General features: G+C 61.8%; 19 protein-coding genes and 1 pseudogene. 13 read left to right on the top strand and 7 right to left on the bottom strand.

The window, feature by feature from the left end; all coding sequences use genetic code 11:
- Positions 1–131 precede the first annotated feature (131 nt).
- Positions 132–923, top strand: a complete 792-nt coding sequence (locus tag NKI52_RS30140) for a class I SAM-dependent methyltransferase (RefSeq protein WP_352700571.1) — start codon at positions 132–134, stop codon at positions 921–923.
- A 160-nt stretch (positions 924–1,083) separates the two neighbouring features.
- Here the strand turns inward: NKI52_RS30140 and NKI52_RS30135 are convergent, their stop codons facing one another.
- Positions 1,084–1,482, bottom strand: a complete 399-nt coding sequence (locus NKI52_RS30135) for a type II toxin-antitoxin system VapC family toxin (RefSeq protein ID WP_023678785.1) — start codon at positions 1,480–1,482, stop codon at positions 1,084–1,086.
- A complete protein-coding gene (locus NKI52_RS30130; protein ID WP_502894688.1) occupies positions 1,479–1,820 on the bottom strand; it encodes an AbrB/MazE/SpoVT family DNA-binding domain-containing protein in 342 nt (113 codons plus the stop codon). Before NKI52_RS30130 ends, NKI52_RS30135 begins: the two co-directional genes overlap by 4 nt.
- A gap of 24 nt (positions 1,821–1,844) precedes the next feature.
- Here NKI52_RS30130 and NKI52_RS30125 point away from each other — a divergent pair.
- The 11 genes and pseudogenes from NKI52_RS30125 to NKI52_RS30075 form a co-directional block, all read left to right on the top strand.
- Positions 1,845–1,979: pseudogene (locus NKI52_RS30125) on the top strand (IS110 family transposase); the annotation flags it as partial.
- Between the two features lie 680 nt (positions 1,980–2,659).
- Positions 2,660–3,499 (top strand): hypothetical protein, encoded by an 840-nt coding sequence (locus NKI52_RS30120; RefSeq protein ID WP_352700570.1) that lies wholly within the window; start codon positions 2,660–2,662, stop codon positions 3,497–3,499.
- A gap of 666 nt (positions 3,500–4,165) precedes the next feature.
- The gene (locus tag NKI52_RS30115; RefSeq protein WP_352700569.1) at positions 4,166–5,212 is read left to right on the top strand and encodes an NAD(P)-dependent alcohol dehydrogenase; all 1,047 of its coding nucleotides are present in this window, start codon (positions 4,166–4,168) and stop codon (positions 5,210–5,212) included.
- Between the two features lie 344 nt (positions 5,213–5,556).
- Positions 5,557–6,468: a carbohydrate ABC transporter permease gene (locus NKI52_RS30110; RefSeq protein ID WP_023678780.1), complete on the top strand. Its 912-nt coding sequence runs from the start codon at positions 5,557–5,559 to the stop codon at positions 6,466–6,468.
- Entirely contained in the window at positions 6,468–7,367 is a 900-nt protein-coding gene (locus NKI52_RS30105; protein ID WP_031212286.1) for a carbohydrate ABC transporter permease, read from the top strand. The genes NKI52_RS30110 and NKI52_RS30105 overlap by 1 nt, the downstream gene beginning before the upstream one ends.
- Positions 7,368–7,414: 47 nt before the next feature.
- Positions 7,415–8,944, top strand: coding sequence for an ABC transporter substrate-binding protein (locus tag NKI52_RS30100; RefSeq protein WP_352700568.1), 1,530 nt, complete (start codon positions 7,415–7,417; stop codon positions 8,942–8,944).
- A gap of 65 nt (positions 8,945–9,009) precedes the next feature.
- A complete protein-coding gene (locus NKI52_RS30095; RefSeq protein WP_352700567.1) occupies positions 9,010–10,539 on the top strand; it encodes a xylulokinase in 1,530 nt (509 codons plus the stop codon).
- Positions 10,532–11,857, top strand: a complete 1,326-nt coding sequence (locus tag NKI52_RS30090) for an iron-containing alcohol dehydrogenase (RefSeq protein WP_352700566.1) — start codon at positions 10,532–10,534, stop codon at positions 11,855–11,857. Before NKI52_RS30095 ends, NKI52_RS30090 begins: the two co-directional genes overlap by 8 nt.
- 77 nt (positions 11,858–11,934) lie before the next feature.
- Positions 11,935–13,017 (top strand): ABC transporter ATP-binding protein, encoded by a 1,083-nt coding sequence (locus NKI52_RS30085; RefSeq protein WP_352700565.1) that lies wholly within the window; start codon positions 11,935–11,937, stop codon positions 13,015–13,017.
- Positions 13,018–14,073: a hypothetical protein gene (locus tag NKI52_RS30080; RefSeq protein ID WP_352700564.1), complete on the top strand. Its 1,056-nt coding sequence runs from the start codon at positions 13,018–13,020 to the stop codon at positions 14,071–14,073.
- A gap of 98 nt (positions 14,074–14,171) precedes the next feature.
- The gene (locus NKI52_RS30075; RefSeq protein ID WP_352700563.1) at positions 14,172–15,170 is read left to right on the top strand and encodes a sugar-binding transcriptional regulator; all 999 of its coding nucleotides are present in this window, start codon (positions 14,172–14,174) and stop codon (positions 15,168–15,170) included.
- A 52-nt stretch (positions 15,171–15,222) separates the two neighbouring features.
- Here the strand turns inward: NKI52_RS30075 and NKI52_RS30070 are convergent, their stop codons facing one another.
- The 5 genes from NKI52_RS30070 to NKI52_RS30050 all read right to left on the bottom strand — a co-directional run bounded on the left by NKI52_RS30070 (position 15,223) and on the right by NKI52_RS30050 (position 20,095).
- Positions 15,223–15,954 (bottom strand): ATP-binding cassette domain-containing protein, encoded by a 732-nt coding sequence (locus NKI52_RS30070; protein ID WP_352700562.1) that lies wholly within the window; start codon positions 15,952–15,954, stop codon positions 15,223–15,225.
- Positions 15,955–15,956: 2 nt separating this feature from the next.
- Positions 15,957–16,937 (bottom strand): ABC transporter permease, encoded by a 981-nt coding sequence (locus NKI52_RS30065; RefSeq protein ID WP_352684039.1) that lies wholly within the window; start codon positions 16,935–16,937, stop codon positions 15,957–15,959.
- Between the two features lie 195 nt (positions 16,938–17,132).
- The gene (locus NKI52_RS30060) at positions 17,133–18,116 is read right to left on the bottom strand and encodes a sugar ABC transporter substrate-binding protein (protein WP_023678770.1); all 984 of its coding nucleotides are present in this window, start codon (positions 18,114–18,116) and stop codon (positions 17,133–17,135) included.
- 39 nt (positions 18,117–18,155) lie between these two features.
- On the bottom strand, positions 18,156–19,361 hold the full coding sequence (locus NKI52_RS30055; protein WP_352700561.1) for a mandelate racemase/muconate lactonizing enzyme family protein: 1,206 nt from the start codon (positions 19,359–19,361) through the stop codon (positions 18,156–18,158).
- A gap of 14 nt (positions 19,362–19,375) precedes the next feature.
- Positions 19,376–20,095: a FadR/GntR family transcriptional regulator gene (locus tag NKI52_RS30050; protein WP_352700560.1), complete on the bottom strand. Its 720-nt coding sequence runs from the start codon at positions 20,093–20,095 to the stop codon at positions 19,376–19,378.
- A 368-nt stretch (positions 20,096–20,463) separates the two neighbouring features.
- On the opposite strand from NKI52_RS30050, the gene NKI52_RS30045 reads away from it, so the two are divergent.
- On the top strand, positions 20,464–21,453 hold the full coding sequence (locus NKI52_RS30045) for a Tim44 domain-containing protein (RefSeq protein WP_352700579.1): 990 nt from the start codon (positions 20,464–20,466) through the stop codon (positions 21,451–21,453).
- Positions 21,454–21,465 lie beyond the last annotated feature (12 nt).

Genomic DNA, 21,465 nt, shown 5'->3' with positions numbered 1-21,465 from the left:
GATCTTTCCAAAATTCATCGCGCCCTCTCTTGAAGTGGATTAGCCAGAGGTGCCTTATAAAAGATGACTTCAATTCTCAAGAAATATCTTTTAGAGCCATTCCAGACTGGTACGACGACAAGGGGTCAGGAATGGCAGGCGAGCCCAACTATTCGCTGCGGGACGAGATACGCGACTATTGGTCGACGCGCGCCGGAACATTCGATCTTTCGGTGGGGCATGAAATCTTCTCACAGCGGGAACGCCTGGCCTGGCACAGGCTGATGCTCAAGCACTTGGGGCGCGGGGATGGGCGTCGCGCGCTCGACCTCGCTTGCGGCACCGGGGTCGTATCTCATCTCATGCACGACCTGGGTTATGCGGTGACCGGGCTCGATTGGTCAGAGACCATGCTTGGTCGCGCGCGTGCAAAGGCGACGCAGAGGGAAAGCGGCATCCGGTTTCTGATCGGCGACGCCGAGCGCACCCTTGAAAACGGAGAAAGCTATGACGTCCTCGTCACTCGTCATCTCGTCTGGACGTTGGTGGATCCGCGAGCGGCATTCGCCGAATGGTTCTCGCTGCTCAAGCCTGGCGGACGGCTGCTGATCATTGATGGTGATTTCGTCAGTAAGACCTGGGTAACCTCTCTGCGACAGGTCCTGGAAAGGGCCGTTGGCCGGACAGTCGGGCCGGTCCACGGACTGGATCAGGTGATGGCGGACCGCCATCGCAGCATCCTGTCGCGGCTGCACTTTTCGCACGGCGCCAAAGCGGACGAGGTCTGCGCGCTTCTCGTGGAGGCTGGCTTTGAGATGCCTGTGGTCGACACCCGGCTCGGCGCGATTCATCGCGCGCAGGCACGGCACATGAACTTCCTCAGGACGCTGGAACGCTCGACGCAGCATCGCTACGCGATCTGCGCGACCAAGTCGGCCTCGTAGTTGGGAAATTTCTAACGATTTCCACAACCCATCTATCGACGATTATCGGCTCTCACCGCGCCATTCTTGATCTGACATCCGTACCGCAGACAGAATCCGATTGCTCGCAGCGGCCTCTAAAGACGCGACAGCACAGGGCGAAAGACCACCGCGGAAAGACTTAGAAAAGAAGCTGTACGGATTGTCCCTGCGCCGAGAGCAGTTTGACGGCCTTCCGGTCAAACGAGACGAAAGTCTCCCCGCCAAGCCAGCCGCCGTCAAAAGCGATCACGCCGTCCGCGAAATCGCCGCCGGCATCGAGGACTGACAGCCCTGCCTCAACTGCCGGCCGGTTGACGACAACATTCGCGGTGTTCAGCAACGCCCGGATCGCCGCGGCAATATTTTCGCGCTCTGTCTGGTACTGCCGGGCCAGAACCCAGGCGAACTCGCACAAGGCCTGCAAGCTCACGGCCACGATGTCCGCTTTGGCCAGCAGGTCGACGGCAATGGCCGCCTGCCCCTCATCATCGGCGACATAGGCGCGCAGCAGCACATTCGTGTCGGCCGTAACCCTCATTCCTTGCCGGACCCGGCCGCAGCGCCCGCTTCCGCTATCGCCTCGTTGATCTCCTCGATGCTGAGCACCCGGCCGTTCGTCTTGCCTCTGAGGAAGCCGTGGAGGTCCCGGAACGACCCCTTCGCCCGTGCAGCCCTCAATTCCGCCCGACCGTCGGGCAGCAGATCAAGCTCGATCTTCTCGCCCGGTTTGATGCCCAGATGTTGCAGCACGTCCTTGCGGAACGTCACCTGTCCCCTTGTCGTCACTGTCAACGTTGTCATATTAAACATTTCCTGTTCATCGCGATAAAGATAATGCAAATCTGCATTATTATCAATGCAGATGGTCGGGGCCAAGCTTGGCGTCCGTGCGGCGACTGAATCGTCCAGAATGGTGGCCGGTACAAGAAGACGGCGATCATCGCCCTCGCCCGGAAACTGCTTGTTGCGCTGTGGAAATACGTGAACGCCGGAGTCGTTATAGAAGGAGCTCTCCTGACGAAACCATCAGCGTAGACGCCAATCGATCATAAAAATCTCCAGGCCGATCAGGCCTGGCAGATCCTCGGTAGACGAACCGACGAAACTCATGGCCTCAAACAGCCGCCGTTAAAGAATGGTTTCGTCTCTTGGGTCCGAATCCGCCGCAAGCGGGATCATCGAACAGGTGCATGCGCCCTGACCGAATATAAGGTGGACTGGGTTCGCTCGCGAACCGCGTCACGCAAACGGACCCATCGAATGGATCTGCGGATTGCCCGGAGGTACATGACAATGTCGACGTGACGCTGTTTGTGGTTGACCATCCCCATATAAGAGTTTCGGGCGCCGTAGGCGTACGAAAGTCCCCGAGGAAGGAACCGCCGGCCACGGGCGATGGCTATGGAGATTTCGATTTTCGGCTGGTGTCGGGAATGGCGCGACCGGCGCCGGGAAGCGAGGGAAGGCAGCGTCAAGTTCGAGCCAGAGATTAAGAAGAACGAAGCCATCACCGCGTAGGCGTCTGCCTGCGTGGGTATGGACGGATTCACTCATGCGCAATATGAATTATGAATGGAGATGAGGCCTGCCGTGGCGCTCACATTTTCGCCGTGTCGCTGAGGCAGGTGGCGCTCGTTCAATGACGCTGCGCTGGGCGGGTTGGCCTTCTGGTCTAACGCCGCCCGCAGAAGTGTCGATATCAGGGGATCTGGTCAATGACCGACAACAAGCCAGACGTTACCAAGGATTGGCAAGCGACGCAGGGCCAGAAGTCCTCCGCCACGCGTCTTCGGCTTTTCGCCGCACTCTCGTGGGTCGTCGCCATTGGCGGCGAGATCTACGGAATTATGCTGCTTCGCCAGAACAAGTTCGACCAGGGACACCTGCCGCTGGTCATCGGCCTTCTGGTCGGCATCGCGATTTTCGCAATCGTCGGCAACTTGCTATGGAAGGCGGCCAACAGGCACGATCCGGCTCGTGCATCCGACCCGGCCAGGTTCTTCTTCCAAAACCAGCTCGGCGCAATCATCACACTGATTGCCTTCCTCCCGCTGGTTTTCCTGATCCTCACCGACAAAAACATGGATCCGCGGACCAAGAAGGTTGCCGGCGGCGTCGGCGCTGCGCTGGCCGTGCTCGCGACGGTCATGGGGATCAGTTTCAAACCCCCGTCGGTCGAACAGTACACCCAGGATATGAACGCATGCGCAGCCCAGATCAAGTCGGGGCAGCCCACCACCGCCTGTTCGCCTGATGTCGCCGCTCAGGCGCAGGCGATCGCGACGGACACCGCCGCCGTGGCGGCGGCGACGCGGGACGCGAGCCACCCCGCCGGTCAGGATGTCGTCTACTGGATCGCGCCCGAAAACGGAGCCGCGAAGTCCACCGAGCCGCATGTTTTCCACCTCTGCGCAGGCGTGAGCCCGCTGAAGGACAAGACTGTGAATAGTGGCTCCGTGACGGAGGCCTACGCACAGAACGCCGTCCGCATCACGAAGCAGATCGATATGGAACAGAAGCAGTGCGGGTTCACCGCCACAACCAGCACCAACTGAACCCGCCTGCGCTCGATCGGGTCCAGCCGTTGGTCTTGTCGAGAAGGATGGCGCGCAAGCGCAGGCTCAGTATTGACTCGCCGAAGCAACGCCAAATGCCGGGATCGCCCGACTGGCCAATATTGTCCAACTGCAAACTTATCCGCGGCGGGCAATGACCTGGCGTCTTACGCAGGGCAGCTTCCGGCCTGAGCGCTTCGAATGGAGAATGACGTTAATGAAGCGCATTGCCGCGCGGCAGCATTATCGGCCGGAAGCGAACCGGGAACTTCTGGCGCCCAAAAAACGATAGCGGACATTTCACCTGGTGGGCCGCATCGACCAGAAGCGGATTGGGCAAGCGTTCCATGGCAATGTAGCGTCGTGTGTCGCGCACCTGCTGGACCCCTGTTGATGACTGACCGATGCCGGCCTGCTGGCTTGGAGGCTGGGGAGTGGGGAGTCTCTGGGCGAACGACTATTTCATTCCGCCGAGGGCATTCGGCAGCGGCATGGCCGGCCTTCAAAGTCCTTTGGCCGGGAAGTTGGTACAGATAGTCGGAATCAGGCAACACCCCTGTTTTCCGAGCTGGATTTTGAAGCCGTGAATGAGCGGCTATGATGAACGCGCCGAGTGCAAGTAAGGTTACGAAGGCCCTACGATCGGCTTTAGAGGAGACTACGTCGATGACGAACGTGCGCGCCCTTGTCCTCGAACGCCAGCACGAACTCAAGCTGCGTGACATCGATCTGCCACAGACCGTAGGCCCAGGCGAAGTTCGCATCAAAATCCACACTGTCGGCATCTGCGGCTCCGACGTGCACTACTACACGCATGGCCGCATCGGCCCGTTCGTGGTCGAAGCGCCGATGATCGTTGGCCACGAAGCCGCCGGCACCGTCATCGAAACGGGCGAAGGCGTCGAGCATCTAAAGGTCGGCGACCGCGTCTGCATGGAGCCGGGTATCCCCGACCCGAATTCGCGGGCGAGCCGGCTCGGCCTCTACAACATCGATCCGGCGGTCAGGTTCTGGGCAACGCCGCCGATCCACGGCGTGCTGACGCCCTATGTCGTCCACCCCGCCAACTACACTTTCAAACTGCCCGACAATGTCAGCTTCGCCGAAGGCGCCATGGTGGAGCCCTTCGCTGTCGGCATGCAGGCGGCGGCCAAAGCGAAGATTGCGCCGGGTGACACGGCGGTGGTGATTGGCGCAGGGCCGATCGGCACGATGGTGGCGATCGCGGCGCTCGCCGGCGGCTGCGCCCGCGCCGTTGTTGCAGATCTCGCCCAACCCAAGCTCGACATCGCCGGCGGCTATCAAGGCGTGATCCCGATCAACGTCCGCGACAAGAACCTGGCGGCGGAGGTAAAGCGGCTGACCGATGGCTGGGGCGCCGACGTGGTGTTTGAATGCTCGGGCTCGTCCAAGGCATGGGAGACCCTGCTCGATCTGCCGCGGCCCGGTGGCGCGGTAGTGGTGGTCGGCCTGCCGGTGGCGCCGATCGCATTCGATGTCGCCACCGCCTCGACCAAGGAAGTCCGCATCGAGACTGTGTTCCGATATGCCCACCAATATGAGCGGGCAATCGCGCTAATGGGGTCGGGCCGGGTCGACCTAAAGCCACTCATTTCGGCGACCTTCGCCTTCGAAGATTCCATCACCGCCTTCGACCGCGCGGTCGAAGCCCGGCCGGCGGACGTAAAGCTTCAGATCCGATTGCCGGATTAAGGCGAGTTCCAAAGCCCCCGGGCTGTCCTCCCGATCTCCTCAATGGGTTGCGTAGCTTCCTTGGGCTGCCAAAGTTTGCGGCGGCCCTGAGCGCTTTTGATGCTGACACACGGCATTTGCCGGCGGCGCTCCCTCCAAAAACAACCCCGTACCCGGCGATCACGGCATCCTCTGGGACTACGACCAAAACCCCTGAGCCTGACGGAACCGACACTTGACAAATCGGCGGCCGTCCGACACGTTCTTAACAAAAGGCACAACAAACTTACAAAAGTTCAAGTTGGCACAATCTGGCCGATAGGGAGAAGGCCGATGCGTCTCTGTGACCGAGCGGAGATTTGCGCGTGAGCACGGTGACCGTGACCCGCGAAACGCCCAGATGGGCCCTGCCCCGGTTCATGACGGCCGAGCATCCTTTCCCCTGGCTCGCGCCGATCACGGTGATGCTTCTCGTTTTCGGCATCTATCCCCTCGCCTATTCGGTCTGGCTGTCGTTTCACAAACGCAATGTCGTCTCCCGGCAGCTCGACTTCGCCGGGCTCCACCAATGGACGCGCGCCTTCTCGGATGCGCGTATGTGGCATTCGCTGGAAACCACGCTGATCTATACCTTCGTCGCGCTTGCGGTTCAGCTTGCGCTCGGCATCCTCATCGCGCTTCTGCTTGACACCGATCGCAAAGGTTACGGCGTGCTGCGGGCGCTGATGACACTGCCGCTGGTTGTGCCGCCGGCGGTGACCGGAATGATGTTCCTGCTGATGCAGGACGGTTCTTTCGGTGTCCTGTCGTTCTACCTCTATGCCCTCGACCTGATCTCGCCGGCACAGCCGATCCTGACGCAGCCCGGAACCGCATTGGCGGCGATCCTGCTGGCAGACATATGGCAGTGGACGCCGTTCATGGTGCTCATCATCCTGGCAGGGCTCAGGGCGCTGCCGAAGGAACCTTTCGAGGCCGCGGCGATCGACGGTGCCAACGGCATCCAGACGTTCTTGCGCCTCACATTGCCGATGCTGCGCAAGGTGATAGCGGTCGCGGTGCTGATCCGCGGCGTCGATCTCTTTCGCATCTACGACTACGTCTACATCATCACCGCCGGCGGGCCTGGCACGGCCACCGAGACGCTTTCATTCTACGCTGGTCGAATCTACTTCACCGGAGACTTCCCCTATGCCGCAACCCTGTCGCTGATCGTGCTCGTCGTCTTGATCGTCGTGTCGAACCTCTTCGTCAGGCTGTTCAAGGTGAGGTTCTGATGGAGTCGTCGCGCGCCCAAACGATCGCCCGTGACGTGCTCGCAGTCCTGGTGGTGGCGATCTTTATGTTCCCGATCGCGTGGTGGGCCCTGTCGTCCATCAAACCCTATTCGGCGATCTTCGACCGCAGCGGACCGGTCTACACCGGTTTCACGCCGACGCCGGACAATTACCGTGTGACGTTGCTTGGCGTTTCGCGCGTCGACATCGGCATGGAACAGGGCGGCGAGGCGGCCGGGGTCATCAAGGGTGGCGCCAGTTCCTACGATTCCCGCCAGTCGTTGCTCGATAGCGCCATCATAGCCGTCGGATCGACGGCGCTGACGCTGCTGCTGGCAACTCTGGCCGCCTATTGCCTGTCGCGAATGCAGTTCAGCGGCCAGCAGTCCTTCCTGTTCTGGATTCTCTCGCAGCGCTTCATGCCGCCAATCGCGATCGTCATTCCGATCGTTTTCATGTTCCGCGATCTCGGCTTGCGCGATACTTATACGGGGCTCATCCTCGTTCACAGTCTGATCAACCTGCCGCTGGCGGTTTTGCTTTTGAAGTCGTTCTTCGACGATGTTCCGCGCGAGGTTGATGAGGCGGCGCTGATTGACGGCGCGACGCGCTGGCAGACGTTCCGACGCGTCGTCCTTCCCATGGTCAAGGGCGGCATCGCTGCGACGGCTGTGCTGTGTTTCATCTTTTCGTGGACCGAGTTCCTGCTCTCACTGTTCCTGACAACGTCGATCCGCACTGTGCCGGTGAAGATCTCGACCTTTGTCACATCGACCGCGACCGAGTGGGGCTACATCACAGCGCTCGGCACATCCGCGATCATACCCAGCTTCATCTTTATCCTGCTGGTTCAACGGCATCTGGTCCGCGGCCTCACCCTCGGATCGCTGAAGGAGTGAGGCGCAGACGAGAAGAACGACGACAAAAACGCAATGGAGGAACGATCATGAGCTTCAGTGAACACGACAAGAAGACATTCGTCGCCGATACCTGCAATGACTTTACGGCGCGCCGGATAACCAAACGCGACTTCATGAGGAAGATGGCGCTCGCTGGTGTCGGCTTTTCCGCCTTCGGATCAGCCATGCTAGGTGGCGGCCGCACCAGTCGGGGGATGCTGGGCCTCGGGGCTGAGGAAGCCCGCGCCCAGGACGCCGATATGCTGAAGTGGCTGGCCGACGTCGGCAAACCATATGCCGGCACCAAAATCCGCTACACTTCGGAAGCGACGCCGCCAACGATCGTCGCCAACCAGCTTGTCGCGGGTGAATTCACCAAGGCAACCGGCATTGAGGTGGAAGTCGAGATCGTGCCGCTGGAGCAGGTTCTCGCCAAGGCGACGCAAGACGTACAGGGCCAGCTTGGCACCTACGACGTCTACTATCTCGACCAGTCCTGGATGGCGACATTTGCCCAGGATGTCGTCGATCCGCGCGAGTATTATGACCAGAACAAAGAACTGGCGATGCCCAACTTCGACTGGGACGATTTCTCCAAGCCGCTGGTCGACGGCATTGCCATGTACAACGGCAAACAGTGCGGAATTCCATTCGATATTCCGATCTTCATCCTGATGTACCGCAAGGATCTTTTCGACAAACACAACATTGCGCTGCCGACAGACCTCGACGCCTACCTCAAGGCCGTGCAGGCGCTCACAGAGGCAGAAAAAAGCAACGGCATCTTCGGCACCGCGTGCCAGGCGAAGTCCGGCCACTATTCGCTGGAATGCGACTGGACCTTCGCATTGTGGGGCCATGGCGGTTCGATCTTCAACAAGGACAAGAAGTTTGTCGGCAATGACGAACGCGGCGCGGCCGGGCTGCAATTCTATCAGGAGCTGGTCAAGAACTCGCCGCCGTCGGCGACGACGTGGACCTGGGACGGTCAGGGGCAGGCGTTGACACAGGGTCAGGCCGCCATGGCAATCACCTGGGGCGAGGATTTCCCCGGCTTCGACGCCAACGATTCCAAGGTCAAAGGCCTGTTCGAGGCCCTGCCCGCGCCCAAGGAGGTTCCTGGCCGTCGCGCCGCCGCCGATTGCGGCTTCAACGAAATTCCGGCCGTCGGCCACCAGGGCGGCTCGACGATCTCGCTGTCGCAATATTCCAAGAACAAGGAAGCAGCATGGCTGTTCATGCAGTGGGTCTGCTCGAAGGATGTGATGGCGCGGGTATCGACGCTCGGCGGCGGCGCCTCGCCGATGCGCAATTCCTCTTTTACAGATCCTCGGGTCAAGGCGAAGGCCGTTGTCGGCCCCGGAACGACACGCCATTTCGACGCGATCAAATACACTATCGACAACCAGATGGGATCGGAGCCGGACATGCCGATCTGGGCGGATCTGTCGAACAACGACATTCCGGTTGAGCTCGGCAAGTTGCTTACGGGCCAAGACTATGGCGGCGATGCCAAGGCATGCCTGGATGCCATTGCCGGCATTGTCGACGGCAAAGTCAAGGACGCCGGTCTTTAGCGGCTAGTCGGTGATTTGGGCGAAGGCGGTTTCGACCGCCCTCGCCCGTTGGCAACGTGGCGGCAATGGTTCCTGATCTCGTCATCGGCATTGATTCCTCGACCTCGGCAACCAAGGCGATCGCCTGGGACCGCAATGGTCTGGCCGTGGCCGAAGGTCGTGCACCGCTTGCAATGTCCAACCCGCGTTCGGGCTATTTCGAGCAGGATCCGGCCGAGTGGTGGACCTCGACGGTCGCAGCGCTGCGCGCCGTGACGTCAACGGTTTCGCCGGCACGCATTGCCGCCCTTGCCATTGCCAACCAGCGCGAAAGCTTCGGACTTTTCGACGAGCAGGGCCAGGCGGTCGGGCCGGCGACGCTCTGGCTCGATGAGCGCGCCCGGCGGAAGGCACGCCGCTTCGGCGAGAGTTTCGGCGCGGCACGGGTCCACGCAATATCCGGCAAGCCGCTGGACGTCATTCCTTGCCTTTACCGCATGATCTGGTTCCGCGAGCAAGAGCCCGAGATTTTTGCCCGGGTGGAGCGGATGGCCGAAGTCCACGGCTATCTGGTCTTTCGCTTGAGCGGCCGGTGGGTGACGTCCACCGCATCCGCCGACCCGATGGGCATACTCGATATGCGAGCTATGGACTGGTCGAACGATATACTGGGGGCAGCGGGCGTCGCCCGGCGCATGATGCTGGATCTGGCGCGGCCCGGCACCGTTCTGGGCCAACTAACTTCGGAAGCGGCCATTTCGACGGGCCTGCGCGAGGGCACGCCGATCGTCGCCGGCGGCGGCGACGGTCAATGCGCCGGCACGGGCGCGGGTGTGTTGCAGGCGCGATGCGCTTACATCAACCTCGGCACGGCGGTCGTCTCCGGCAGCTTCGGCACGGGCTACGTCCACGACCAGGCCTTCCGCACCGAGACGGCGGTCGCCGATGATGGCTATATCTACGAGACGTGCCTTCGCGCCGGCACTTTTCTCGTCGACTGGATGGCGCGCGAGATGCTTGGCGTCGATCTGCATGGCGCAAATGATGCCCTGGAGACGCTCGAGGCCGAAGCCGCTGCCAGCCCGATCGGCGCAGGCGGCATAATGCTCCTGCCCTACTGGCAGGGCGTCATGGACCCGCACTGGGATAGTGCGGCCCGTGGTGTGATTGCCGGGCTCTCCGGCTCCAGCCGCCGCGGCGACATCTATCGCGCCGTGCTGGAAGGCATAGCGCTGCATCAGGCCGCGACAAGTCGGCGGGCCGCTGCGGCTGCCGCCCAGACCATCGACCAGTTCATAGCCATCGGCGGAGGAGCGAAGTCCGACCTGTGGATGCAAATTCTGGCGGATGCACTCGATCGTCCCATAAAGCGTTCGACGACCGTCGAAGCCTCCTCGCTTGGCGCGGCGATGGCGGCGGCAAAGGGCGTGGGCTGGTTTACCACCATCGCCGAAGCGTCGCTCGCAATGGCCAGCGAGCCGGCCAAAACCTTCGAACCGGACACGAAACGGGCCGCGCTCTACGCCGAACTTCTTGCGATCCATGCCGATCTTTGGCCAACGCTTTCAGCCTGGAACCAGCGCCTCGCTGCCTTCATGGAGGCCGATCATGGCTGAAACGACCAACTGGAACGCGTTGATCGAGGACGTTGTCGCGGGACGCTGGACAGATCCCAAGACCGGCGCGGCCGCGGTCCTGCCGTTCCAGACGATCGAACTGCTGGAGACGACGGAGGGCCGCGAGTCGGATCTCGTTGCGCCCCTGGCGCTAGGCAGCCGCATCGCTGTTGTGTCGGATATCAACACCGTCGATGTGATGGGCAGGCGCGTCGCGAAGGCGCTGCGTGCCATCGCCGACATCGATGAAATCGTGCTGCCTGACGGCCTCGACTGCGATGAGGCAATGATCCAGATGGTCAGGGAGAAAACGCGTCACGCCGACGGGGTCTTGGCCGTCGGGTCGGGCGTCCTCAACGACAGCTGCAAGCATGCAACCTTTCTCGACGAGCGGCCCTATGCCGTCTTCGGCACGGCCGCCTCGATGAATGGCTACGGCGCCTCGACAGCGTCGGTGACCTTGGCCTCCGGGCTCAAGATCTCGCTGCCCTCACACGCGCCCCGGGGCATCTTCCTGGACCTTGGCGTGTCGGCCGCAGCGCCCGCCTGGCTCAGCGCCGCCGGGCTTGGCGACAGCCTCTGCCGCTCCACCGCCCAGATCGACTGGTGGGCTTCGCATCGGCTGTTCGACACTTACTATTCCGAGGTGCCCTACCTGCTGCAGGCGGGCGATGAGGAGCCGATGCTGGCCCATGCGCCTGGCCTTGCCAGGCATGACGTCACCGCTGTCGGGCATCTCCAGCGCGTCCTGACGCTGTGCTCGATGGGCGTGTGCTTTGCCGGCGTTTCCCATCCCGGGTCCATGGGAGAGCACCAGATTTCCCATTGGATCGACATGTTCGCGGGAGAGCGTCATCCCGGCACCACGCACGGCCAGCAGGTTGGGGTTGCCTCGCTGGTCATGGCGCGTCTGCAAGCGCGGCTGCTGGACCTGAAAGAGCCGCCGCAGGTGAAGCCGACCGCCATCGACGAAGCGGCGATGCTGGCCCGCTATGGCGCGCAGCTTGGACCACTTTGCATTGCCGAGACGAAGAAGACGGCACTCGACGCCAGCCAGACGGAAACCTTCAACCGCAGGCTTGCGGAAATCTGGCCGGCGCTGCGCCAGGAGGTTCGGCCCATGGCAATGCCGGTCGCCCGCATGGAGGCAGCACTCAAGGCTGCCGGGGGGCCGGTCACCGGCGCGGAACTAGGCCTGCCGCGCGCGCTTTGGCACGACGCCATTCGCTATTCGCGGGAAATCCGCGGCCGATGGTCCTTCATCAATCTGGCCGCCGATGCGGGACTCTTGGAAGAGTTTCTGGAGAGCGAATGGTGAGAGCGCATCCGATCGCCAATAGCTCGCATGGCGAAAATGCGATCCAACCGGCAAGGGCAATCGAAGGGTAGCAATTTATGGCGTCTGTCACCATCAGCAACATAAAGAAGGACTATGGCGCTCTCTCGATTATCGATGGACTCGATCTCTCGATCGAGGATGGCCAGTTCGTCGTTCTGTTGGGGCCGTCCGGCTGCGGCAAGTCCACGCTGTTACGCATGATAGCCGGTCTCGAGCCCATCACATCCGGTGAGATCGCCATAGGCGACAGGGTCGTCAACACGCTCCATCCCAAAGACCGCAACATCGCGATGGTCTTCCAGAATTACGCGCTTTATGCGCACATGACCGTCTTCGACAACATGGCCTTTTCCATGCAGTTGAAGAAACGCCCAACCGAAGAAATCAAACAGAAGGTCGGATGGGCGGCGGCGATCCTCAATCTGACCCCCTATCTGGAACGGTACCCCCGCCAGCTTTCGGGCGGTCAGCGGCAGCGCGTCGCCATGGGCCGCGCCATCGTGCGGGACCCAACTGTGTTCCTGTTCGACGAACCGCTGTCCAATCTCGATGCCAAGCTGCGGGTGCAGATGCGCACCGAAATCAAGGAGCTCCACCAGCGGCTGAAGACCACCACCGTCTATGTCACGCATGACCAGATCGAGGCCATGACCATGGCCGATGTCATCGTCATTATGCGCGACGGCCATATCGAGCAGATCGGGCGCCCGCTCGATGTCTACGATCGCCCGGCAAACCTCTTCGTCGCCTCCTTCATCGGCTCGCCCGCAATGAACATGTTCCATGGCGAGGTGGCTTCCGAGCGCGACGCCTGGGTGGTGCGGACCGACGAGCTATCCCTCCCGCTCCCGCCAGGGGCTGCGGTCCGGCCCGGCCAAAAGGTGATCTACGGCATTCGCCCCGAACATCTTCGACCAGTGGCCGACGGGCGCGGCATTCCGGCGAGGATTACGGTTGTCGAGCCGACCGGCCCCGAAATCCACATCTTTGCCAGCATGGGCAACACCGCGATCTGCTCGGTGCTGCATGACCGCATGGAGCTCTCTCCTGGAGCTGTGATCCATTTGGAGCCGGCGCCTGAGCGAATCCACCTGTTCGACCAAGGTAGCGGCGAGCGGCTGGACAAGGGAAGAAGTTGAATGGCGCGGATCATTATCCTCGGCGCCGGCGTCATGGGCTCTGCCATGACGCTTCCGGCCGCTCACGCTGGTAACCGCATCACTCTTGTCGGGACCCATCTCGATGAGGAGATCGTCGGCTCGGTGGCCAGCACAAGTCATCACCCACGCCTCAACATCACTCTGCCTGATGTGGTAACCGCCTGTTCCTGGACCGAATTCGGGGCGGCGATGAACGATGGACCCGATCTGCTTGTACTCGGCGTCTCGTCGGCCGGCATTGCTTGGGCGATCGACCGCATTGCAGAAAGCATCAAGTCGCCCGTGCCGATATTGATGATTACGAAAGGACTTGCAGCAAGCGACAAAGGCGTGGAAATCCTGCCACATCTGCTTGCCCACGAGATCGAGCAACGCACTGGCTTGTCTGCCCCGGTGATGGCCGTCGGCGGACCGTGCATTGCCGGCGAACTGGCGGCGCAGCGCGACACCTCTGTGATCGTGGCCGGGCATGATCCCGACCAGGTCGCCGCGGCGTCCCGCATTCTGCGCGCGCCTTTCTATCATGCGCGATCGTCATCCGATCTCGTCGGCGTCGAGATCTGCGCCGCTTTCAAGAATTTCTACACACTCGCCGTTGGGGCTCCCGTCGGGCTGCTCGAGCGCGACGGCAAGGCGCCCAATGGCGCACTCATGCACAACCTGGCCTCGTCGCTTTTCTCGCAGTCCCTCGCCGAGATGGCGATTCTGGTCGAAGCTCTGGGTGGAAAGGTCGAAACAGTGCTGGGGCTGGCCGGCTCCGGCGATCTTTATGTGACCTGCCAGGCGGGCCGTAACGGTCGCATGGGGCGCCTGCTCGGCCGTGGCCTGCCCTATTCCGTGGCGAAGCGCGAACATATGAGTTCGGACACGGTCGAGGGCGCGCAACTGGCGCTGGACCTTGGTCCGACTTTGAAGAATATGATGGCCCGGGGTGTACTTCCCCACGATCGCCTGCCGCTGACGAGGGCCATCATCGACGCAATTTGCCATGATGCTCCGCTGGTTTTGTCCTTCGACCGCTATCATCGAGGCTAGCGGAGCCGGGAAACTCGATTGATGCCTCATATCGATGAGCACATGGCTCCGCCGAGCCCGCTCTGGACCCGCTGCCGCGGAGTGGACAGGATGATCTGATGGAGAAACCAGCACGAAAGAAACGCGACGGCCGCCAAGCCGTCACGAGTTCCGTCACGGCCGATCGCGAGGAAGGGCTGCTCGTGCGCGCCGCCTGGCTTGCTTATGTCGGTGACCTCACCCAGGCGCAAATCGCCAAGTCTCTTGGCCTGACACGCCTTCGCGTCAACCGGATGCTGGCGCATGCCCGTCAGCGGGGGATCGTTCAGATTCGCATCAATTCCAAGGTGGCGAACTGCATCGAGCTGGAGAACCGGCTGCGGGACGCCTATGGCGTTTCCGACCCAATCGTGGTTCCGACACCGCCCGATCCTACCCTGGTGCCACAGGTCATCGCAGCCGCTGCCGGTGAAGCCCTGTCGCATAGAATCCGTGACGGGATATCGGTGGGCGTGGGATGGGGACGGACGCTCCAGCTTAGTCTGCGGTCAGTGACCGTTCGCCCCGTCAGAGGGATGTCGGTCGTTTCCCTGCTCGGCGGGCTCACGCGTGGATCGGCGATCAACATCTATGAAATCGCCTCGCGGCTCGCGGCGCTTTTCGATGCGGAATGCTTCTACATCGCGGCACCGGTGTTCACGGATACGGAGGCCACGCGCGATCTGCTTATGCGCCAGTCCATTCTGGAAGACGCCTTCACCCATGCCCGCGACGTTGACGCCGCTTTCGTTTCGGTGGGCGCGGTGCACAAGGACGCCACCATCTTTCGGATCGGACTGGTAGGCGACGATGATCTCAGATCGCTCCGCGAAGCCGGAGCCGTCGGCGATATTTGCGGCCACTGGATCGGCGCCGACGGACAACTCGTCGATCACCCGCTAAACAGCCGTGTCATCGGCCTCGCCCCCGAACATCTGCGCGACGTCGACACTGTGATCCTGCCCTCCGGCGGCCTCGACAAGGTTCCGGTGCTGCGCGCCGTGTTGCGTCTGGGAGTCGTCGATGTGCTGATCACCGACGAGAAAACCGCTGAGGCGATCCTTGCGGAAAAGCCGTAGCGCAGACTGACCTCTACCAGCAGAGCGGCTCGCGAGTGATCGCTTCTTCGCGTCACAGAACCTCGTGGATTTCCTCGATCGAAGTCTCGCCGATCCGCTTGTCGAGAACGATCTCGCCGCGCGCCATCGCCACGACCCGGTCACAGCATTCGAAAACATGATGCATGTTGTGGCTGATGAAGACGCTGGTGATGTTCTGGGCCTTGAGGGCGCGAACGAAGCCGATCACCTTTCGCGTCTCCTTCACCGAGAGATGATTGGTCGGCTCGTCGAGGATCATGACTTTCGACTTGAAGTGCATGGCCCGGGCGATCGCCACGCCTTGGCGCTGGCCGCCCGACAGTTCGCCGACCAGCGCATCGGGCGACCTCAGATGCAGATCGACGTCGGCGATCGCCTTGACGCTTTCGTCACGCATGCGCTTCTGGTCCAGGATGCCGATGCCGAAAACCGAGCCCTTCACCGGCTCGCGCCCGATGAAGACATTGCGGGCGATGGTCATGGTCGGGACCATCGAATTGTACTGGTAGATCGTCTCGATGCCGCGATCCATGGCGTCGCGCGGGTTCGAGAAGCGGACCGGTTCGCCTTCGATCCTGATCTCGCCGCCATCGGGCTTTTGGGTGCCTGACAAGATGTTGATCAGCGTCGATTTGCCGGCGCCGTTGTCGCCGACAAGGCCCAGCGCCTCGTCTGGATAAATGTCCAGAGTGACGTTCTTCAAGGCGTGGACGCCGGAATACCATTTCTGGAGTCCCTTGATCGCGATGATGGGTACCGCCATGATCAGGTCTCCACCTTCATTGCCCTGCCCCGCTTTCGAAGCCAGGCGTTCACGACGACCGCGAAGATAGTCAGGAAGCCGATTGCCATCTTGAACCAGTTGGCGTCAACCTGGCTCAGCACCAGTCCGTTGTCGATGACGCGGATAAGGGCAGCCCCGATGATGCCGCCGAAGATGGTGCCGATGCCGCCAGCCAGCGAGGCGCCACCGATGACGGCAGCCGACACGGCTTGCAACTCCAGCCCCTCGCCGATCGAGGGCAGCGGCGCGCCGAGCCGCATCACCTGAATGGTGCCGGCAAAGCCGGCGAGCACCGAACAGATCATGAAGCAGGCGACCTTCACCCGGGCCGTCGGGATGCCCATCGATTGCGCGGCGGGCAGAAAGCCGCCGGTGGCGCGCACCCAGTTGCCGAAATTCGTGCGCGACAGAAGCACCGTCACCAGGATTGCCACGGCGAGAAACCAGAAGAACGACATGCGAAAGAGGTCGCCCGGCCCCACATAGATCGTAAACAGCCATTTGGGCAGAGCGTTGGCTGGGATAACAGGAGGGAAGCCACCGGAGATTACCACCGTCAGCGAACGCGCGATGAACAGCATGCCAAGCGTGGTGATGAAGCTTGGTATCGCGAAACGAATCGTTATGAACCCGTTGAAGAAGCCAATCAGGGCGGCGATCGCGAGCCCGGCGGCAAAGGCTGGCGCGAACGGCACGCCTGCCGCCAGCATCACCGCCATGGTCATCGGGGTCAGCGCAAATACCGAGCCCACGGAAAGATCAAACTCGCCGCATATCATCAGCAGGGTCACGCCGATCGCGACCAGCCCCATTTCAGGCAGCAGCCCAAGCATTCCGCGCACGTTCTGTGTGTTCAGAAATACTCCGTTCGAGCGAATCTGAAAGACGAGGAGGAGAAGGAGCAGGAACACGACCGCCGCAAGCTCCGGCTTCTCCAGATAAATCTTCATCAAGCGCTTCATCATTCGCTCCGGCTTGGGATTGTTTGCGCTGGCTTGTCGCATCGGCAAGGGCATGGCGGCAGTCTGTCTTCTACCGCCCTTGACAAGGGAGATGCCGTTGGAGGTGGGACGGAGCCGACGCCCAAGGCCTTGCTCCCTGGCCCTCGCCCTCGCCCTCTCCGCGTAAAGAACGAGGAGAGGACGCCGGCTTCGCGCCTACCGCACGCCTTGTGCGGCCAGTTCCTTGAGCTTTGGCACGTCTTCCTTGACGATGATGCCCTTGCCGGTGTCGATGTCTGCCGGCAGCAGACCGACGTTCTTGGCGAGATAGGCTTCCATCACCGGCATGAAGCCCTGCATGTAGGGCTGCTGGTCGACCTGGACCTGGATGTAACCCGCTTCCATCTGTTGCAGGACTTCCGAGACGATGTCGAAGCCGCCCATCAGCACCTTGCCCGGCTCGATGCCGCGATCGATCAGGACCTGGGCCACGTAGGCATGCCAAAGGCCGGTGTCGAAATACACCGTGGTGTCCGGGTGGGCAGACAGATAGGCGCCAACACGATCGGCGACGACGGCGCCATCTGTGCCGGTGTCGAGCCGTTCAATGACCACTTCGCGTCCGGCATTCGCGGCCTTGTATTCCTCAAGGAACTTCATGACGCCGGCAGCGCGCTGTTCCGACCAGTTCTGACCGGGCGCGGAGACGCCGACGAGCGCCCTGATCTTGCCTTCCTTGGGGAAGAACTCGGACATCTTCTTGCCGAGTTCGTAGCCGGCGGGAATGAAGCCCTGGCCGATGAAAGCCTGGCGGGCATTGCCGGCTGCACCTTCGGTGTCGTCGACGTTGGACGCGATGACCGTGACGCCGGCAGCGCGGGCGTCGGCGATGATCTGGTCGAAGGCATTGTTGTCGACGATCGAGGTGATCAGCGCGTCCGGTTTTGCCGCGAGTGCCGCCTGCATGTTGGCCGATTGTTGCTCGATCGAGCCTTCGGTCTGCGTGAAGACCATCTGGCAATTGGCTTGGATCTTGGCGCAGGCGTCGTCAAACCCCTTCTTCACCGCCTGCCAGAACGGGTTCGACGCCGACGAATGATGCGTGAAGACGATGTTCATCGGCTCCTGTGCGCGTGAGCCGATTGCCGAGCCTCCAGCCAGTACTGCTCCCAAGGCTGCCGAGATAAGTAGCTTCTTCATGGTTCTCCTCCTCCGTAGAAAGCTGCTTCAGGTTCATTTTCAGAGAGTAGATGCGTCGCTCACCCGTCGAAGCGCCGTGAAGGCGCGATCGATCTCCGGGTTCAGTTCCATGCCGAGGCCCGGTCCGGGAGGCACGGTGATCATGCCGTTCTTCACCTCCGGCAAAGCGGTCACAAGGTCGCGGTACCAGGTCTTGTAAAAGGCCCTGACACTCTCCTGGACAAGTGCGTTCGGCGCATTCAGCGACAGGTGGGTCGATGCGCCGAGCACCACTGGACCGGTGCAGTCGTGTGGCGCGACCGGCAGGTGCCATGCTTCAGCCATGGCAGCGATCTTGCGCGCCTCCGAGAGCCCGCCGCACCAGCTGATATCAAGCATGATGACACCGGCCGCTCCGGTTTCGAGAAGGTCGCGGAAGGCCCACCGGGAACCGAGCGTTTCCGAAGCCGATATCGGCGCCAGCGAAGCCTCGGCATAGCGTTTCAGGCTGGACAGGCTGTCCATCCTGATCGGATCTTCGTGCCAGAAGGTCTTGTAGGGGGCAAGCTCGCGAGCGATCTGCATGGCCGGCAGCAGCTGCCACATTGAATGGAATTCAACCATGATGTCCATCTTGTCGCCGACCGCATTGCGGATTTTCTCGAATGGCACCAGCGCGGAATTCAAGTCGGGCTGCGATATATACTGGCCGCGCGTTTTCTCGGCGGCCATGTCGAAGGGCCAGATCTTCATGGCCGTGATGCCTTCCTCCAACAACGAATGCGCCAGTTCGTCGGCGCGGTGAAGGAAGCCGTTCAGATCATCATAGGCGTCGCCGGCCTTGTCGAGCCCGTAGTTGGCCGTCGTCTGCCCGGTGGCCTTCTTGATGTATTCGGTTCCGGCACAGGTGTTGTAGGTCCTGATCTCGTGCCGTGTGAAACCGCCGAGGAGCTGTGCGATCGGCTGACCCGTCGCCTTTCCGAACAGATCCCAAAGCGCGATATCGAAAGCGGAATTGCCCCTGACTTCCGCGCCCGTCGATCGGAAACCGAGATAGCCGACGAGGTCGGCGGCGAGCAGGTCGATCTGCAAGGGGTCGCGCCCGATCACGCTCGGCGCGACATATTCGTGCAGATAGGTCTCGACGGTTTCAGCCATGAAGAAGGTCTCGCCGAGTCCGACGAGGCCTTCGTCCGTGTGAACCAGGACCCAGAGAAGGTTCGGCCGCTCCTTGAGCCGCAGCGTTTCCAGTTTCGTGATCTTCATTGCGCCCCTGCTCCTCAGGCGATGCCGGCCGCCAGCAGGGCCTTGACGCTCTCGTCAAAATGCCTCGCCATCAGGTCACGCGCCGACTGGGGATCACCGGTCTCGATTGCTTCGGCGAGGTCGATATGGATCTGGATCATCTCCAACTGCTCGGCATCGGAAGGGCGGCTCCGCCAGCCGATCGGCCAGGTCTGGCGCGATACGCGCTCGAACGCGCCGACGATGAGGCTGAAAACCGGATTCTTCGCAGCCTTGGCGATTTCAAGGTGAAAGGCGAGATCGTGCTCCATGACCTGTTCCGGCCGCTGGAAATTCTCGCGCATGGCGAGCGCGTGCGTCCTGATCCTTTCCACTTCGTCAGCTGTTCTGCGCAAGGCCGCCAGCATGGCGGTGCGGGTCTCAATCGTGCGGCGCACGTCGTAGATCTGCTGCACCGTGATCTGCTCGGTGTGGACGCCATGCTCGATCACCAGTGACATGGCGCCATAATCCAGCTCGGCGACGGTAGCCCGTCTGCCCGCCCTCAGGTCGATAAGCCGCATGGCGGCGAGCGAGCTGAAGGCCTCGCGAACCACGGTACGCGAGACGCTCAATTGTCTCGAAAGCGCGGCCTCGCTGGGCAGCCGGTCGCCGGGCCCGAGCTCATTCGCGCGGATATGGCGCGTGATCTCGCCGATCGTATTGCTGACCAGGCTCGCTGCGTCGGAATGTTTTGCGGGTACGGTCGTGCTCACGCAATCTCCAGTTCAGGAGTGGGCAAACCTGTATGGCAGGTTTTTCCAGATATGTTGATAGTGCATAGGAAAGCTGTATGTCAATCGAGTCTTCGCCGGGAGACCCTCGGCATCATCGCCGGGGAGATCGATGACCAGAGGCTTGCATGACAGATGCTGTTGACGCGACCGATGCCGGTCGGCCGGGTGCGGGAGCCTGCATGATCGAACAGCGATCATCGCGCTTGGGTAGGGCAGACATTCTCGTCGTGAACACCGGCGGGCGGCCGACCATGCCGCCCGAAAATATCTCGGCGGACGATTCACTGATATCTCGATCGACGCACCCCATATGAGCGGAAAGAGTGTCACTTGAGGACTTGCCTATGCTGATTTCGCGTTGGGGACGGTTTGCAGTTTTGTTTGCGGGGTTGTTCCTGGCATTTTCCATGGTCGCTGTGGATCACGCCGATGCGCGCCGTGGCGGCAGCTTCGGCAGTCGCGGCATGCGCACTTTCCAGCCGGTCCCGCCGACCAGAGTTGCGCCGCAACCGGCCGCACCGGTCGAGCGCTCGATGACGCCCAATGCGGCAACGAACAATGCGGCCCGTCAGCCGCAGGCATTCCAGCGCCCGGGCTTCTTCAACGGCCTCGGCGGATCGATGATGCGTGGGCTGCTTCTCGGCGGTTTGATCGGCGTTCTACTGGGCCATGGGTTCGGCGGCTTGGCCGGCATGTTGGGTCTTTTGCTTCAAGTGCTGCTGATCGGCGGCGCGATCATGCTGGCGATCCGCTTTTTCCGCTCGCAGGCGGCGCAAAGCCCGGCGTCCGCTATGGCCGGGGCCTCGCGGGGTACGGGGACCTTTGGGCGAAGCGCTGCAGCCCGGCCTGACCCGAGCAACACCACAGCGTTCCCCATTCCAGGCATTGGGTCAGGATATGGCGGAACGAACCAAGACAATGCTTCCGATGAGATCACTCTCACCCAAACCGATCTGGACACGTTCCAGCACCGGCTGACGGAAGTTCAGGAAGCATTCGGGCGCGAGGACCACGCCGCCTTGCGCCGGTTGGCGACGCCAGAAATGGTCTCCTATCTGTCCGAGGAACTTGCCGATAACGCCAAAAAGGGCCTCAGGAACGAGGTATCGGATGTGGGCCTGCTGGAGGCCGATATTGCGGAAAGTTGGCGGGAGGGTGATCGCGACTACGCGACGGCTGCTTTGCGCTATGAATCTCGCGACGTGACCCGCGATCGCATCAGCGGCAAGATCGTTGAGGGCCAGGCCGATCGGCCGACGGAGACAACCGAACTGTGGACCTTCATGCGCCAGGACGGCGGGGACTGGAAGCTCGCAGCGATCCAGCAGCCTGGCTGATGTGCTTGCCTT

The organism is Mesorhizobium sp. M0590 (genome assembly GCF_040320905.1).
Taxonomy (GTDB): Bacteria; Pseudomonadota; Alphaproteobacteria; order Rhizobiales; family Rhizobiaceae; genus Mesorhizobium.
The sequence above is the reverse complement of the archived record's forward strand: the minus strand, read 5'-3'. Positions and strand labels throughout refer to the sequence as shown.

What these genes read in the sequence shown, in the direction of transcription:
- NKI52_RS30140 (WP_352700571.1), top strand. Translation starts at nt 132, where the DNA reads ATGGCAGGCGAGCCCAACTATTCGCTGCGGGACGAGATACGCGACTAT.
- NKI52_RS30135 (WP_023678785.1), bottom strand. Translation starts at nt 1,482, where the DNA reads ATGAGGGTTACGGCCGACACGAATGTGCTGCTGCGCGCCTATGTCGCC.
- NKI52_RS30120 (WP_352700570.1), top strand. Translation starts at nt 2,660, where the DNA reads ATGACCGACAACAAGCCAGACGTTACCAAGGATTGGCAAGCGACGCAG.
- NKI52_RS30115 (WP_352700569.1), top strand. Translation starts at nt 4,166, where the DNA reads ATGACGAACGTGCGCGCCCTTGTCCTCGAACGCCAGCACGAACTCAAG.
- NKI52_RS30105 (WP_031212286.1), top strand. Translation starts at nt 6,468, where the DNA reads ATGGAGTCGTCGCGCGCCCAAACGATCGCCCGTGACGTGCTCGCAGTC.
- NKI52_RS30100 (WP_352700568.1), top strand. Translation starts at nt 7,415, where the DNA reads ATGAGCTTCAGTGAACACGACAAGAAGACATTCGTCGCCGATACCTGC.
- NKI52_RS30095 (WP_352700567.1), top strand. Translation starts at nt 9,010, where the DNA reads ATGGTTCCTGATCTCGTCATCGGCATTGATTCCTCGACCTCGGCAACC.
- NKI52_RS30090 (WP_352700566.1), top strand. Translation starts at nt 10,532, where the DNA reads ATGGCTGAAACGACCAACTGGAACGCGTTGATCGAGGACGTTGTCGCG.
- NKI52_RS30085 (WP_352700565.1), top strand. Translation starts at nt 11,935, where the DNA reads ATGGCGTCTGTCACCATCAGCAACATAAAGAAGGACTATGGCGCTCTC.
- NKI52_RS30080 (WP_352700564.1), top strand. Translation starts at nt 13,018, where the DNA reads ATGGCGCGGATCATTATCCTCGGCGCCGGCGTCATGGGCTCTGCCATG.
- NKI52_RS30075 (WP_352700563.1), top strand. Translation starts at nt 14,172, where the DNA reads ATGGAGAAACCAGCACGAAAGAAACGCGACGGCCGCCAAGCCGTCACG.
- NKI52_RS30070 (WP_352700562.1), bottom strand. Translation starts at nt 15,954, where the DNA reads ATGGCGGTACCCATCATCGCGATCAAGGGACTCCAGAAATGGTATTCC.
- NKI52_RS30065 (WP_352684039.1), bottom strand. Translation starts at nt 16,937, where the DNA reads ATGAAGCGCTTGATGAAGATTTATCTGGAGAAGCCGGAGCTTGCGGCG.
- NKI52_RS30060 (WP_023678770.1), bottom strand. Translation starts at nt 18,116, where the DNA reads ATGAAGAAGCTACTTATCTCGGCAGCCTTGGGAGCAGTACTGGCTGGA.
- NKI52_RS30055 (WP_352700561.1), bottom strand. Translation starts at nt 19,361, where the DNA reads ATGAAGATCACGAAACTGGAAACGCTGCGGCTCAAGGAGCGGCCGAAC.